We start from the raw sequence: 14,334 nt of genomic DNA, 5'->3' as shown, positions 1-14,334 counted from the left end.
ATGCGGTCGCCAACACGGCGGACAGCGCGATGAAAGAAACGGCGCGTTGCGATAGTATCCAAATGTACATCGCTCTTGCGCTCATTCCTTCCACCCATGTTCTCCCAGGTCTGGCACTTGCTGGCCGCGGGCGATGCGGCCACTTGGCACATCGTCGGCGTGTCGCTGCGCGTCAGCGGCGCCAGCGTGCTGCTCGGTCTGCTGCTGGGCTTGCCGCTGGGTGCGTGGCTGGCGGTGCATGCGTTTACCGGGCGCGGCGTGGTGGTGGCGCTGCTCAACAGCCTGCTCGGGCTGCCTTCGGTCATCGTCGGTCTGCTGGTGTATCTGCTGTTGTCGCGCAGCGGGCCGCTGGGTGAACTGGGGCTGTTGTTTTCCGTGCCGGCCATGGTGCTGGCGCAGACCATACTCACCACGCCGCTGATCGCCGCCGTCACGCGGCAGATCGTTGCTGAATCCTGGCGGCTGCACGGCGACACGCTGCGTTCCTTGCGCCTGGGAGCGCTGCAGCGCGTGCGTTGGCTGCTGTGGGATTGTCGCCATGCCTTAGTGGTGGCCGCCCTGGCCGGGTTTGGCCGCGCCGTGTCCGAGGTGGGTGCGGTGATGATTGCAGGCGGCAATATCGAGGGCTACACCCGCACCATGACCACGGCCATCGCGCTGGAAACCAGCAAGGGCGACCTGCCGTTGGCGCTGGCGCTGGGCGCGGTGCTGATGACGCTGGTGCTGGGGGTCAATGCGGCTGCGGCCCTGTTGCGGCAGTATGCGGCGGCGCGCTATGGGGAGGGCGCATGAACGGCTCTTGCGGCGCTGGCGTGGCTTGCGCGGCGCTGTTTCCCATCAGCCTGCAGGGCGTGGGTTTGCGCCGCGGGACGAACTGGGTGCTGAGGAGTCTCGATCTGCAGATCGCGCGCGGCGGCATCACCGCGGTGATCGGGCCCAATGGGTCGGGCAAGACCAGCCTGTTGCGCCTCATCCACGGCCTGGAGCGGCCCACCTGCGGTCGCTTGCTCTTTGCCGGACAGGAGCCGCCGTCGGAGGGTATGGCCTATCCGGGGCAGGCCATGGTGTTTGCGCACACGCCCATGCTGCGCGGCACGGTGACGGACAACCTGCGCCTGGCCTTGACCGGGCGCGGATCAGACCCCGGTTTGATCGAGGCCGCGCTGATCCGCGCCGGGCTGCACAGCCGAGGGCGGCAAAGCGCCGCCAGCCTGTCTTCCGGCCAGCGTCAGCGGCTGGCGCTGGCACGCGCCTGGATGATGCAACCCGCGCTGCTGCTGCTCGACGAGCCGTGCAGCCATCTCGACCCGCAAGCCAGCGCAGCCATCCTGCAAGACGTGCAGGAACTCGCCGCGCAAGGCATCACCGTGGTGCTCAGCACCCACCGCCCAGAGGAAATCGCGCTGGCGCAGCGCGTGCTGCGGCTGAATCACGGCCAGTTGCAGACTTTTTGCGCACCTCAATCACTCAACCCACAGCGCCTCGGCGCCATTCCCCCAGGAGACTCCGCATGTTCACGCGATTTCATTTGCCATTCATCCGTCTGATCGCCGCTGCGGCGCTCGGACTCGCGTCGCTCGCCGCCGGGGCGCAGACGCAGCCCAGCATCGTCGTCGCCTCGACGACCTCCACCGAGCAATCGGGCCTGTTCGGCCACATCCTGCCGCTATTCACCCGCGACACAGGCATCGCGGTGAAGGTGGTGGCGGTGGGGACGGGACAGGCTCTGGACATCGGCCGGCGCGGCGATGCCGACGTGGTGTTCGTGCACGATCGCGCCGCGGAAGACCGCTTCGTCGCCGAAGGCTGGGGCGTGGACCGGCGTGACGTGATGTACAACGATTTCGTGCTCGTCGGGCCCAAGTCCGATCCGGCCGGGGTCATGCAAGTCAAGACCTTGTCGGAGGCCTTGCGCCGGATCGCTTCGAGCCAAGCCCTGTTCATTTCGCGCGGTGACAAGAGCGGCACGCATGCCGCGGAGCTGCGCGCGTGGAAGCAGGCCGGAATCGACCCGGTGGCGGAGGGCCGGGGCAAGTGGTACCGCGAAATCGGCGCGGGAATGGGGCAGGCGCTCAACACCGCAGCGGCGCTGAACGCCTACACCCTGAGCGACCGCGGCACCTGGCTGGCGTTCAAGAACCGCGGTGACCTGACCATCGTGTTGCAAGGCGACAAGGCGCTGTTCAATCCTTACGGCGTGATGCTGGTCAATCCGGCCAAGCATCCGCAAGTCAAGGCGGCGCAGGGCCGCGCCTTCATCGACTGGATCACCGGCCCGGCAGGCCAGCAGGCGATCGCCGGCTACAAAATCGGCGGCGAGCCGCTGTTCTTTCCTGACGCAAAAAGCCAGTAAATCTCAGACTTCGCGCCGCTTGCGCACCGCATCGGCCAGAGCGCGCAACAACGGCACGGTGTCGTCCCAGCCCAGGCAGGCGTCGGTGATGGATATGCCCGGCGTCAGCGGCTGACCCGGCTTGAGATCCTGCCGCCCTTCGCAGAGGTGGCTCTCGACCATCACGCCCAGGATGCGCCGCTCGCCCGTGGCGATGCGCTCGGCGATGCTGGCGGCCACCTCCATCTGCTTGCGCGGCTGCTTGGCCGAATTGGCGTGCGAGCAGTCGATCATCACCTGTTCGCGCTGCCCGGCTTTGGCCAGCGCGGCGCAGGCGGCGTTGACTGATGCGGCGTCGAAGTTCGGCGCCTTGCCGCCGCGCAGGATGACGTGGCAATCCGCATTGCCGCGGGTTTCGAAAATCGCCGCCACGCCCATCTTGGTCATGCCCATGAAGGCATGGCCGCTGGCCGCCGACACCATGGCATCGGCCGCCACCTGCACCCCGCCGTCGGTGCCGTTCTTGAAGCCCACGGGACAACTCAGCCCCGAAGCGAGCTGGCGGTGGCTCTGGCTTTCGGTGGTGCGCGCGCCAATGGCGCCCCAGGCGATCAGGTCGCTGAAATACTGCGGCGACAGCAGATCGAGAAACTCGGTGCCCGCCGGTAAACCCAGCGAATTGATCTCCAGCAGCAACTGGCGCGCGCGCTGCAGACCCTCGTTGATGCGGAAGCTGCCATCCAGCCGCGGGTCGTTGATATAACCCTTCCAGCCCACGGTGGTGCGCGGCTTCTCGAAATACACCCGCATCACCACAATGAGCGCGTCGCTCAGCTCGGCCGCCGTGGCTTGCAGGCGGCGCGCATAGTCGAGGGCCTGATCGTGATCGTGAATGGAGCATGGCCCGACCACAACCACCAGCCGGTCATCGCGGCCGTGCAGCACATTCGCGACTGCGGCGCGGCCTTGCTCGACCACGGCCTCGATCTGCGGCGTGACCGGCAGTTCTTCCAGCAGCACCGCAGGCGAGATCAAAGCCCGCACCGCCTTGATGCGGGTATCGTCGATGCGAGTGGTGTCGAGCGTGCCGTCCAGCACACCTGCCTCGTGGTCATGGGTGGGATCGTCGATTCGGGGCATGGGTCAATCTTCCGCGAAAAAGTCGGAGTCGATACGTTTGAGTTGATAGGTGGCCGCCACCGAGACGCCGAGATCATGTTCGATCATCAGCTCGGCCAGCCGTGGGCCATCGATCAGCACGACTTTGTGCTGCGGGCTGCGGCGGGCGAACTGTTGCGCGTTGTCGGTGAACAGCCCCGTGGTGATGAACACGCCCTTGCTAGCGCCACGGCTGACCAGGGCGCCCAGAAAGTCGCGCAGTGGCGGCTCACCCACTGAGCCCTGCCAGCGTTTGGCCTGAACGTAGATGGAATCAAGGCCCAGCCGGTCTTCGGCGATCACGCCATCGATGCCGCCATCGCCCGAGCGTCCGACCGCCTGACCCGCTTCGGCATGGCTGCCGCCGTAACCCATCTTCAATAACAGCTTAATCACCACGCCCTCGAAGAAGCCGGGATCGCAACTTTTCAATCGTTCCAGCAACTCGGCGCTCAGCGCTGCATTGGTTTCGTTTGAGATGAGCTTAAAGCGTTCTTCGGGCGGAAGTGTGGGCTCTGTTTCGACAAAATCCACTGCCGATTCAGCGCTAGCGGGCACTTGCTCTTTGCGCCATGCTCGATAGCCTGTTTGCGCCGCGCGGAAATAAGCCTCGGCGCCACCGCGCAAGGCAGCGGCTCCAGGCTCTGTGATCTGCCAGACGCCTTTTTCTTTCAAGAGGAATCCCGCCTTGACCGAATCCACCGAAAAGAAATGGAGATACATGCGCCAACGCGGCAGGCCGTTGCTCTCGATAATCTCTTGCGCCCAGTCGTCAAACTCAAGCTGTTGAGCAACTCGGGCGGCCACGTCCCGGCTACGCAGCTTCCCATCAGCTTGCTGCAGCGCCTGCATGGCGGCGAACATGACCCGCGAGCCAAGCGCTTCAGAGCGGGAAAAGAGCTTGCTCATGCAGCCTTACGCTACCGGCTGCGGATTGCGCAGGCGGATGTGCAACTCCTTCAACTGCTTCTCATCCACCGGGCTGGGCGCGTTGGTCAGCAGGCACTGGGCGCGCTGGGTTTTGGGGAAGGCGATGACGTCGCGGATGCTCTGGGCGCCGGTCATCATGGTGACGATGCGGTCCAGGCCGAAGGCGATGCCGCCATGCGGCGGGGCGCCGTATTGCAGCGCGTCGAGCAGGAAGCCGAACTTGGCGCGGGCCTCGTCGGGGCCGATCTTGAGCGCGGAGAACACCTTGCTCTGCACTTCGGCGCGGTGGATGCGCACCGAGCCGCCGCCGATCTCCCAGCCGTTGAGCACCATGTCGTAGGCCTTGGCGATGCACTTCTCGGGGGCCGTGTCCATCAGTTCTTCATGGCCGTCCTTCGGCGCGGTGAAGGGGTGATGCATGGCGGCCCAGCGCTGGTTGTCCTCGTCGAACTCGAACATCGGGAAATCGACCACCCAGAGTGGCTTCCAGACGTTCTCGAGCAGGCCGTGGCTCTTGCCGAATTCGCTGTGGCCGATCTTGACCCGCAGGGCGCCGATGGCGTCGGCCACGATCTTGGACTTGTCGGCACCGAAGAACAGCAGGTCGCCGTTTTGCGCGCCGCTGCGCTGCAAGACGGCAGCAATCGCCGCGTCGTGCAGGTTCTTGACGATGGGCGACTGCAGACCATCGCGGCCCTTGCTCACATCGTTGACCTTGATCCAGGCCAGGCCTTTGGCGCCGTAGATCTTGACGAACTCGGTGTAGGCGTCGATCTCGCTGCGGCTCATCTCTCCGCCGCCGGGCACGCGCAGCGCGACCACGCGGCCACCGGGGGTGGTGGCCGGGCCGGAGAACACCTTGAAGTCCACGTCGGCCATGACGTCGGTGAGTTCGGTGAACTCCATCTTGACGCGCAGATCGGGTTTGTCGGAGCCGAAGCGGGCCATGGCCTCCGCATAAGTCATGACCGGGTAGGGGTTGGCGAGCTCGATGTCGAGCACGTCTTTGAACACGCCGCGGATCATGGTTTCGAACAGATCGCGGATTTCCTGCTCGTTCAGGAAGGAGGTCTCGCAGTCGATCTGGGTGAACTCGGGCTGGCGGTCGGCGCGCAGGTCTTCGTCGCGGAAGCACTTGGTGATCTGGTAATAGCGGTCGAAGCCCGCGACCATGAGCATCTGCTTGAACAGCTGGGGCGACTGCGGCAGGGCGAAGAACTCGCCGTCGTGCACACGACTGGGGACCAGGTAATCGCGCGCGCCTTCGGGCGTGCTCTTGGTGAGCATGGGGGTTTCGATGTCGATGAAGCCCTGGCCGTCGAGGAAGCGGCGCACCGCCATCGCAACCCGGTACCGCAGCTTGAGGTTGTGCTGCATCTGCGGACGGCGCAGGTCGAGCACGCGATGGGTCAGCCGCGTGGTCTCCGATAGATTGTCGTCGTCGAGTTGGAACGGCGGCGTGACCGAGGCGTTGAGCACGGTGATGTCGTGGCACAGCACCTCGATCTTGCCCGAGGTCATGCCCTCGTTCACGGTGCCAGCAGGTCGCGGCCGCACCAGGCCCTGCACCTGCACGCAGAACTCGTTGCGCAGGCCTTCGGCAGTGGCGAACATGGCGGCGCGGTCGGGGTCGCACACCACCTGCACCAGGCCCTCGCGGTCGCGCAGGTCGATGAAAATCACCCCACCGTGGTCGCGACGGCGATGCACCCAGCCGCACAGTGAAACAGTTTGCCCCATTTGGGCTTCGGTCACCTGACCGCAATATTGGCTACGCAGACTCATGTTGGAGAGGTACTTTCGGAAAACGATCCTGCGGCTTCGGCGCGCAGGGGGCAGGAAGGGAAAGGATGGGAGCTCGGGCGCTCAATGCACTTGCGGATTGTTCGGCCCGCCCGGCACGACCACACCCATGGAAATGATGTATTTGAGCGCAGTGTCCACGCTCATCTGCAGCTCGATCACTTCGCTGCGCGGAAACATCAGAAAAAAGCCGGAGGTCGGATTGGGTGTGGTGGGAACGTACACACTGACATGATCGCCCTGCAGATGCCCCGCAACCTCGCCGCCCGGCGTACCGGTCATGAAGGCGATGGTCCACGAGCCCTGATGCGGATATTGCACCAGCAGTGCCTTGCGGAAGGCGTTGCCGCTGCTGGAAAACAGCGTGTCCGATACCTGTTTGACGCTACTGTAAATGGTCTTGACCAGTGGAATGCGGGCCATCAGCCCGTCCCAGCGGGCCAGCCACCACTGCCCCACCATATTGGCCACGGCCAGGCCGGTGAGAAAAATGGCCGCCAGCACCAGCACCACGCCGACTCCGGGAATGTTCACCAGTTTGTCCAGCGCCGGGGCCAGGCCGGGCGCCACCGTGCTCAGCGCGCTGACCATGGCCCGGAAGATGCCGTCGAACACGGCCAGCAACTGCCACAGCACCCAGATGGTGATGGTCAGCGGCAGCCAGACCAGCATGCCGGCGATGAAAATACTTTTCAGGCTCATGGAATGAAACAGCCTTCCGGGGCGCGGAAGGCTTGGGGTTGAGTAAGGGGGCAGGGCCGGTGGATCAGAGCCCTGGAGAGAATGAATTTAATGGCAGGCGCACGAGGCGCCGCAGGCCTGGGGTGCGGCACTGTCGGAGGAAGACGCTGCAGCCGCTGTCGATGTTGCCGCCGCGCCGCCGCCCTTGAAGTCGGTGGCGTACCAGCCCGAGCCCTTGAGCTGGAAACCCGCCGCGGTGACTTGCTTGTGCAGCGCGGGCTTGCCGCAATGCGGACAGACGGTCAGCGGGGCATCGGACATTTTTTGCAGCGCGTCCAGGGTGTGGCCGCAGGCATCACATTTGTAAGCATAGATCGGCATGGTGGAAACCTCGTCAAAATAGGGGCGCCAGGAAAATCGGCGTTTCAAATCCAGAATACCCGTCTTAAATGGGGGCAAACAGGCGCAGGACAATGGCGGCATTATAAAAATGCCCCGCCTGTCGGGGCGGCAGCGGCCACGCAGCCTCGGCCTTATCTCTCGTTATCCACCGTAGGCGGCGCGATGCTGGCCGGTGCAATGCCGGGCGGCGCCAGCGCGGGCGGGGTGAATTGCGGCAGACGGGGTGCGACGCCGGGGAAACCGAAGGCTCCGACCTGAGCGCCCTGCGGATCCATTTTGAGCTCCTGACGCACGCCGTCACGTTCCAGCCAGACCATTTTGTAGCCGGTGGCGCGCAAAATCACGCCCGGTGCGATGGCGTCTCCCACGCCGACGGCGCGGGGCGGTTGGCCGTCGATGCCAATCAGCGCCGAGCCGGTATCGCCCCCGGCAATCACCCCGTACAGCCGAAAGCGGCTGGGTGCGGCGGGGGCGCTGGCCGCGCCCACCGGTGTGGCGCCAAACAGGCGCGCGGCCTGCTGCGCGGCCTGCTCGGGCGACAGCGCGCCGATGAGTTGGGCATCAGCGGGAACCGTTTGCGGCGAGGCGACCAGTCGCAACACCCAGGTCACGGCCAGCGCTGCGCAGGCGAAGGCGAGAACGACGCTCAGCAGCGCCGCGGCCCGGCGGCTGCCGCGGGTAGAGACGCCACTGGGCGCAGGGAATGAGGGTGAGGTGCGCAACATGAGACACTTATTATCCGCGCAGAACGTGTCTTCGCGCCGTCTTGTTGCAACGAGTCATCAGCAAGGCGGAAAAACCGAGGGCGCGCCCGGCGCTTTTCAAAAGGTGGAAGTCGATGAATGAAGGTTTGAAGGAGGTTTCTTCCGAGGTGCTGCGCGCGCCCGCGGCCCGTCGCAAAGCGCGCGGTTTCACGCTGATCGAGCTCATGGTGGTGTTGGTCATCATGGGCGTGCTGGCGGCGCTCATCGTGCCCAACATCATGGGCCGCACCGACGAGGCGCGGCAAACGGCCGCCAAGACGGATATCGCCACCATCATGCAGGCGCTCAAGTTGTACAAACTGGATAACGGCATTTACCCCACCCAGCAGCAGGGCTTGCAGGCGTTGGTGGTCAAGCCCACCACGCCGCCGATTCCCAACAACTGGAAGCCCTATCTCGAAAAGCTGCCGACCGATCCGTGGGGCAATCCCTATCAATATCTCAACCCGGGCGTGAAAGGTCCGGTGGATGTGTTCAGCTATGGCGCAGACGGCAAACCCGGCGGAGAAGGGGCAAATGCCGACATTGGCAGCTGGCAATAAGCCCGGCTGCATCCTGAGGGCAAGGCCGCCGCGCCAGCGGCAAGCGTGGGGGTTCACCCTGCTCGAAATGCTGGTGGCGCTGATCATCGTGGGCATGGTCACGGCGATGGCGGCTTTTGCCTTGCCGCCTTCCGAAAATGCGCAGATGCAGCGTGAGGCGCAGCGGCTGTCGGCTTTGTTCGACGCCGCGCGTCAACACGCCGCCGAAACCGGCGTGCCTCTGGCCTGGGCCAGCGGGCCGACGGGCTATGCCTTCGTGCAGATCGGGCCGCAGGGTTGGGAGCCGGTGGACTCCGACCTGCTGCGTCCGCGGCTCTGGCCCTGGGTGGGCGGCGGCCGCGAAATTCCCCCGCAGGATTGGCGCGCCGCGCTCGGCGGCGAGCCGCGCGAGGCGGCTTACTCGGCGGGTACGGTGTCGGTGAGTCTGAGCGAGGGTGGGGTGCGCAGTCTGGGCACTCCGCCGAGTTGGTTGCTGTTCGGCTCCGAGCCGGTGGGCGGCCCGGTCCGCCTGGTACTGTCTGACGGCGGAGAGCGCGACAGCATCGAAACCGACGGCTTTGCGCCTTTTGTCGTAAGTCGAAGCCGATCATGATGTGCGGACCCCTTCGCGTTCCAGCGCCCCCATTGAATAGGTCGGCCCAGCCGCCGGGCCGCCCCAAGGCTGGGCCAGCCCCCTCGGGGGGTAGCGCCGCCGCGTCAGCGGCAAGCGTGGGGGCAAGCTCCCGCGGATTCACCCTGCTCGAAGTGTTGGTGGCGTTGGCTGTGGTGGCCATTGCGCTGCTGGCGGCCATGCGTGCCGCAGGCGGCGTGGCCGACAACGCGCAGCGCTATCGCATGACCGTTCTGGCCGAGCAGTGCGCGCAGAATTTTCTGGTCGATCAACGCCTGAGCAAGACCTTTCTCGCAGTGGGACAGAGCACTAGCGCCTGCACGCAGGCGAATGTGCCGTTCACCGTGGCGGTGGATGTGATGCCCACGCCCAACCCCAACTTCCGCCGCGTGCAGGTCAACGTGCTCGATGCCAGCGGCTGGAGCGCGTGGCAGGTGGTCACCATCATCGGGAATCTGTAAGTGAACCGGGCGCCTGTTTCGGCACAGCGGGGTTTCACCCTGATCGAGCTGCTGGTCGCGGTCACCATTCTCGCGGTGGTGGCGGTGCTGGGCTGGCGCGGGCTGGACGCGGTGGCGCACAGCCGCGACGACGCCAGCCGCGCGTTCACCACCAGTTCGCGTCTGGCCGACGGCATGCAGCAGCTGGGCGACGACCTGCGCCATGCGGTGTCGCAGGGGCCCGGACTGCCTGCGGTGAGCGTGCTCGGCGGCGGGCTGTTCATCGTGCGCCGTCCCGCGCAACCGTTGGGCGGCGATGTGCGCGCCGATGTCGGCGCGGGCGTCGGCCTGCCGCCGAATGCGGGCGAACTGCAGGTGGTGCGCTGGACGGTGCAGGACGGCGCGCTCAAGCGCAGTGCGAGCGCGCCCACCGATAGCCGCGCCGTCTTGCAGGCGGCCTTGCAAAACTCCACCGCGCCTTTGCTGACCATTCTGCCCGGCGTGGTGAGCATGCAGATCCAGTTCTATCGCTACGCCGGTATCGGGCTGCTGCAGCAATCGGGCGCCTGGGTCAATGCCGGTACGGCGGCCAATGCGGCTAACGCCAGCAGCAGCACGCCGGCCGCATCGGCCAGCGCCGCGGCGGCCGCCGCCAACACGCTGGCCGCCAGCGCGACGACCCCGGCGGCCGTGCGCCTGCAGCTGCAGTTCGCCGACAAGCTGCTGACGGGCGATTTGCAGCGCGACTTTTTGCTGGATGACCGCGAATGAGCGCTCCGCACGGCCGCTCCGAAGGAGCGCTCAACTCCCTTGGGGAGTCGAGCCTAGCGAGGAGGGTAGTCCACTGAGACGCGCGACCAAGTATCAAGCCGGGCATCAAAGCGGCGCGGCGCTGATCACCGCCATGCTGATCGCCGCGCTGGCTGCGGTGATGGTCTCTAGCATGTTCTGGAGCCAGTGGAGCGCCATCGCCCGCGAGCAGACCGCGCGCGAACAGACGCAGGCGCGCTGGATTTTGCGCGGCGCGATCGACTGGGCGCGGCTGATTCTGCGCGAAGACGCCATGACCTCGACGGCCGATTACCTCGGCGAGCCCTGGTCGGTGCCGCTGGCCGAGGCGCGGCTGTCGACCTTTCTCGCCGCGCGCGGGCAAGACAGCGCGGGTCTGCCCGACGCCTGGCTCGAAGGGCGCATCGTCGATGCGCAAAGCCGTTTCAATCTGCGCGATCTGGCCCCGGCCGGGACGATCGATCCGCAGGCGCTGCTGGCCTTCCAGCGCCTGTGCGCCGCGTTGCAACTGCCCTCCAATGTGGCGGCCACCATCGCCAATGGCGTGGCGGCGAGCAACCCCATCGGCGCTGCGGCGCTGACAAATGTTGCAAATTCGCCACTGCCGCTGCAGCAATTGCAGGATATGGCGCGGCTGGGCCCCACCGTGGCGCAGGCCCTGCCCAAGCTCGCCTCTGCCGTCACCCTGCTGCCGCAGGCCACGCCGGTGAACGCCAACACCGCCAGCCCGGAGGTGCTCGCTGCCGTGCTCGGGGTGAGCGCCGATACGGCGCAGGCCTTGGTCGAGGCGCGCAAGCGCGCGTATTTTCGCAATCTGGGCGATATTTCAACCCTGCTGCCGCAAGGCGCAACCGTCAATCCGCAACTGGTGAGCGTGGCCACCGGCTACTTCGACGCCATTGCCCGTGTGCGCATCGACAAGCTGGAATACGCCGAGCGCGCGCTGATTCAGCGAGCCGGGGTGTTCTCGCAGGTGGTGCGCATCCAGCGCGTGCCCCCTTGGTTGGCGGCTACTCCTGACGTCGAACAGGGATCAAACTGATTTGTCTCGCAAAACGCGATTGAAGAATGCATTGCAACATCGCGTATTTCCTGTACCTTTACTGCAACAAAGCCTCTCTACAATCGCCGCCATCATGCAAACCCTGGTTCTCCGCCTGCCGCCCCTGGCTACCGCGCACCCGCTGCCGGAGCTGGAGTACGTGCTGCTGAGCGCCAACGGCAAACTGCAATCGGCCGGCCGGGAGCAAGTTGCGCTGCTGCCGCGTGGCGCCCGGGTGGTGGCCGTGGTCGATGCGCTCGACGCCTCGGTCATGGCAGCGACGCTGCCCGCCATGGCGCCTTCCCGGCTGCAGGCCGCACTCAACGGGGCGCTCGAAGACCGTCTGCTGCAGGACGCGGGGCAACTGCATTTGAGTGTCGGGCCGCTCGCCGAAGACGGTAGCGTCACGCTGGCCTGTGCGGTGCAAAAGGCCGCGCTGCAGCAGGCGATTGCCGATCTCGCTCAGGCCGGGCAGGAGCCGGAGAAAATCGTTCCCGAAGCCGCCTTGCTGGCACCGGGCGACGCGCTGCTGCAAACTTCCGGGCAAGGCCCGCGTCTGCTGTGGCGCGACCTGCAGGGCGAGGCGGCCTGGCTGCCGCTCATCCTCGCGGCTGACGCCGCCGCGCCGCAGGCGCTGCCACTGCCCGTCACGCCCGAACATCTTTGGGTGCAAGATCAGGCGCAGCCCCAACTCAGCTGGCTCGATCTGCCGCCTGAACTCACACCGGCCACGCTCAGCGACGCCGGCTGGATGGCGCGGGCGGCGCAGTCGCCGTGGAATCTGCGGCAGTTCGACCTGGCGCCCAAACACGCGTTGTCGCGAGGTTGGGCCGGGGTGATGGAGCAACTCACCACACCCGCCTGGCGACGTGTCGGCGCCCTGCTGGGGCTGCTGGCGGTCGTGCAGTTGGTGGGCATGAATGCCGCCGCTTTCAAACTCTCTCGGCAGGAAAGTCAGTTGCGACAAAAGCTCGACACCACGGCGGCCGAGGCGCTGCCCGGTGTGCCCGCCATCCTCGATGCGCGCCTGCAGGTGCAGCGCGCGCTCAACGACGCGCGCCTGCGCACCGGCCGTCCCGGAGACGGCGATCTCGACGTGCTCATGGGGCGCGCCAGCGTGGTGGTGCCTCCGGGCATCGTGCCCACGGTGCTGAAATTCAGCCCGGGCCAGTTGCAGCTCAGTCTGCCGGGTGACGCGGCCGCGCAGGCGGCAGCAAGGTGCACTCCGGCCGGCTTGTCCTGTGTGGCGCAGGGCGATGTGCTGAGTGTGACGGGAGCGGCGCAATGAGCGCGACGCAAGGCGGCCGCATGGCGACGTTGTCGGGGCTCTGGTACCGGGGCCTTCCTCAGACGGTGGCGCTCGGGCGTCAGCGCTGGGCCGCCATGTCGCCGCGCGAGCGCGTGCTGATCGGCTCTGCCGCGGTGCTGGTGCTGGTTGCGCTGCTGTGGCTGCTGGCGATCAAACCCGCTTGGCATACCCTGCAAACCGCGCCGCAGCGCATCGTCAGCCTGCAGCAGCAGTTGCAAACCCTGCAGCAGGACGGTCAGCAGATCGCCGCTTTGCGCAGTGCGCCTTCCGCCCCGGCATTCAGCGGCGATCTGCAGGCGGCCATCGTGGCCTGGTTCAAGCGTGTCGACCCCGGCGCCAAGGTTCAGGCGCAGGTGCTGCCGGGCGAGGTGACGCTGGATCTCTCTGCGTTGCGACCGGCCACCCTGGCGGCGCTGGCGCAAACGGCGCGACGCGACTGGTCGGCGCAGGTGGACGGCGCCGATCTCAAGCTCGGCCCGGACGGCGCGCTCAGCGGCACGGTGCATCTGTCGCGGCAAGGATCGGGTGGCGGATGAATGGCCAGCGCACCCAAATCTCCCGACCCGGCGCGCGCTGCGGCGTCCTCCGGCAAGCGTTCGTCCAAGTCATCCTCACGCGGGCGTTCGTCCGGGCGTTCGTCATCCCGCAAACCGGTCAAACGCCAACGCGCCTTCAGCCGCCGCTGGTTGTGGCTGGCGGCTTTTCTGGGCGTGCTGTGGGCGCTGCTGTGGCAGGCACCGGCCAGCTGGCTGAGCGCGGCGGTGTGGAAGGCCAGTGGTCAGCACGTCTTGCTCGCCCAGGCGCAAGGCACCTGGCGCGACGGCTCGGCACTGCTGGTGCTCGAAGGCGGGGCGGGCAGCCGCGGCGCCACCGTGCTGCCCGGCACCTTGCACTGGACCATCAGTCTGGGCAATCTCTGGCGCGGCCGACTGCTGGCGCAGATCGACTGGCCCAACGTTTCGCCACAGCCGCTGCAGATCAGCACCCAGCTCGGCTGGTCGCAGACCACCGTGGCGCTGCGCCCGGCGGGTGGCGCGCCAGATGCACCCTGGCAGGGCGCCCTGCCGCTGTCGGTGCTCGACGGGCTGGGCACGCCCTGGAATACCGTTGCGCTACGGGGACAAGGGCAGTTCACCTTGCGTGGCCTGCTCCTAGAATCGGTCGCTGGGCGGATGCGGATCGGGGGGCAGGTACAGATCGACCTGCCGGATGTGGCATCCCGCCTGAGTGTGGTGGCGCCCATCGGCAGCTATACCCTGAGCATCACCGGGCAGGGCGCCGATGCGCAAGTCGATCTGCAAAGCAGCAAAGGGCCCCTGCTGTTGCAGGGCAAAGGGGTCTGGAACGGTCAGGCCCTGCAGTTTCTCGGCACCGGCCGGGCGGCGCCCGGCAACGAAGCGGCGATGGCGAATCTGCTGTCGCTCCTCGGACGTCGCGAGGGTGACCATGTGCGAATCTCCATCTAAATGCGCCGGCACCCCGACAGCCACAGAACACGACAAGAATCAAGGAACGCCGCGATGCATCCCGAC

Annotated in this window: 17 protein-coding genes; 11 read left to right on the top strand and 6 right to left on the bottom strand. The window is 66.5% G+C overall.

Translation table 11 applies throughout. The features are described 5' to 3' along the window. The first annotated feature begins 96 nt into the window (after positions 1–96). Genes BIO17B3_RS07075 through BIO17B3_RS07065 form a run of 3 tightly spaced genes read left to right on the top strand, consistent with a single transcriptional unit; the run spans position 97 to position 2,353 of the window. Positions 97–792: an ABC transporter permease gene (locus BIO17B3_RS07075; RefSeq protein WP_013107184.1), complete on the top strand. Its 696-nt coding sequence runs from the start codon at positions 97–99 to the stop codon at positions 790–792. After that, on the top strand, positions 789–1,547 hold the full coding sequence (locus tag BIO17B3_RS07070) for an ATP-binding cassette domain-containing protein (RefSeq protein WP_156053572.1): 759 nt from the start codon (positions 789–791) through the stop codon (positions 1,545–1,547). The genes BIO17B3_RS07075 and BIO17B3_RS07070 overlap by 4 nt, the downstream gene beginning before the upstream one ends. Next, positions 1,511–2,353: an extracellular solute-binding protein gene (locus BIO17B3_RS07065; protein ID WP_156053571.1), complete on the top strand. Its 843-nt coding sequence runs from the start codon at positions 1,511–1,513 to the stop codon at positions 2,351–2,353. The genes BIO17B3_RS07070 and BIO17B3_RS07065 overlap by 37 nt, the downstream gene beginning before the upstream one ends. Positions 2,354–2,356: 3 nt before the next feature. On the opposite strand, the gene BIO17B3_RS07060 is transcribed toward BIO17B3_RS07065, so the two are convergent. The 6 genes from BIO17B3_RS07060 to BIO17B3_RS07035 all read right to left on the bottom strand — a co-directional run bounded on the left by BIO17B3_RS07060 (position 2,357) and on the right by BIO17B3_RS07035 (position 8,031). After that, on the bottom strand, positions 2,357–3,472 hold the full coding sequence (locus tag BIO17B3_RS07060; RefSeq protein ID WP_232054211.1) for a 3-deoxy-7-phosphoheptulonate synthase: 1,116 nt from the start codon (positions 3,470–3,472) through the stop codon (positions 2,357–2,359). A 3-nt stretch (positions 3,473–3,475) separates the two neighbouring features. Further along, on the bottom strand, positions 3,476–4,399 hold the full coding sequence (locus BIO17B3_RS07055; protein ID WP_156053570.1) for a restriction endonuclease: 924 nt from the start codon (positions 4,397–4,399) through the stop codon (positions 3,476–3,478). A gap of 6 nt (positions 4,400–4,405) precedes the next feature. After that, a complete protein-coding gene (gene aspS / locus BIO17B3_RS07050) occupies positions 4,406–6,205 on the bottom strand; it encodes an aspartate--tRNA ligase (protein WP_156053569.1) in 1,800 nt (599 codons plus the stop codon). Between the two features lie 81 nt (positions 6,206–6,286). Further along, entirely contained in the window at positions 6,287–6,925 is a 639-nt protein-coding gene (locus BIO17B3_RS07045; protein ID WP_013107178.1) for a DUF502 domain-containing protein, read from the bottom strand. Positions 6,926–7,012: 87 nt separating this feature from the next. Continuing rightward, entirely contained in the window at positions 7,013–7,285 is a 273-nt protein-coding gene (locus tag BIO17B3_RS07040; protein WP_156053568.1) for an FmdB family zinc ribbon protein, read from the bottom strand. Positions 7,286–7,437: 152 nt separating this feature from the next. Next, the gene (locus BIO17B3_RS07035; RefSeq protein ID WP_156053567.1) at positions 7,438–8,031 is read right to left on the bottom strand and encodes a type II secretion system protein N; all 594 of its coding nucleotides are present in this window, start codon (positions 8,029–8,031) and stop codon (positions 7,438–7,440) included. 113 nt (positions 8,032–8,144) lie between these two features. Here BIO17B3_RS07035 and gspG point away from each other — a divergent pair, with 113 nt between their 5' ends. From gspG to gspN, 8 genes are all read left to right on the top strand, one after another. Continuing rightward, the gene (gspG, locus tag BIO17B3_RS07030; protein WP_156053566.1) at positions 8,145–8,612 is read left to right on the top strand and encodes a type II secretion system major pseudopilin GspG; all 468 of its coding nucleotides are present in this window, start codon (positions 8,145–8,147) and stop codon (positions 8,610–8,612) included. Further along, a complete protein-coding gene (locus BIO17B3_RS07025; RefSeq protein WP_156053565.1) occupies positions 8,587–9,204 on the top strand; it encodes a Tfp pilus assembly protein FimT/FimU in 618 nt (205 codons plus the stop codon). The genes gspG and BIO17B3_RS07025 overlap by 26 nt, the downstream gene beginning before the upstream one ends. Positions 9,205–9,320: 116 nt before the next feature. Beyond that, a complete protein-coding gene (gene gspI, locus BIO17B3_RS07020; RefSeq protein ID WP_321164557.1) occupies positions 9,321–9,683 on the top strand; it encodes a type II secretion system minor pseudopilin GspI in 363 nt (120 codons plus the stop codon). Continuing rightward, positions 9,684–10,433: a type II secretion system protein J gene (locus BIO17B3_RS07015; RefSeq protein ID WP_156053563.1), complete on the top strand. Its 750-nt coding sequence runs from the start codon at positions 9,684–9,686 to the stop codon at positions 10,431–10,433. It abuts the gene before it with no gap. Further along, a complete protein-coding gene (gene gspK, locus BIO17B3_RS07010) occupies positions 10,420–11,493 on the top strand; it encodes a type II secretion system minor pseudopilin GspK (protein WP_255421398.1) in 1,074 nt (357 codons plus the stop codon). Before BIO17B3_RS07015 ends, gspK begins: the two co-directional genes overlap by 14 nt. Positions 11,494–11,587: 94 nt before the next feature. Then, positions 11,588–12,781 carry a type II secretion system protein GspL gene (gspL, locus tag BIO17B3_RS07005; protein ID WP_156053562.1) on the top strand — a complete coding sequence of 398 codons (1,194 nt, stop codon included), beginning with the start codon at positions 11,588–11,590 and terminating at the stop codon, positions 12,779–12,781. Continuing rightward, positions 12,778–13,338: a type II secretion system protein GspM gene (gene gspM / locus BIO17B3_RS07000; RefSeq protein ID WP_156053561.1), complete on the top strand. Its 561-nt coding sequence runs from the start codon at positions 12,778–12,780 to the stop codon at positions 13,336–13,338. The genes gspL and gspM overlap by 4 nt, the downstream gene beginning before the upstream one ends. Further along, positions 13,339–14,268: a type II secretion system protein N gene (gspN, locus tag BIO17B3_RS06995; protein WP_156053560.1), complete on the top strand. Its 930-nt coding sequence runs from the start codon at positions 13,339–13,341 to the stop codon at positions 14,266–14,268. It abuts the gene before it with no gap. Positions 14,269–14,334: the final 66 nt, after the last annotated feature.

Source organism: Thiomonas sp. OC7 (assembly GCF_900634595.1).
GTDB lineage: Bacteria > Pseudomonadota > Gammaproteobacteria > Burkholderiales > Burkholderiaceae_C > Thiomonas > Thiomonas arsenitoxydans.
Note: the sequence above shows the minus strand (reverse complement) of the source record. Positions and strands in the feature narration are given on the sequence as shown.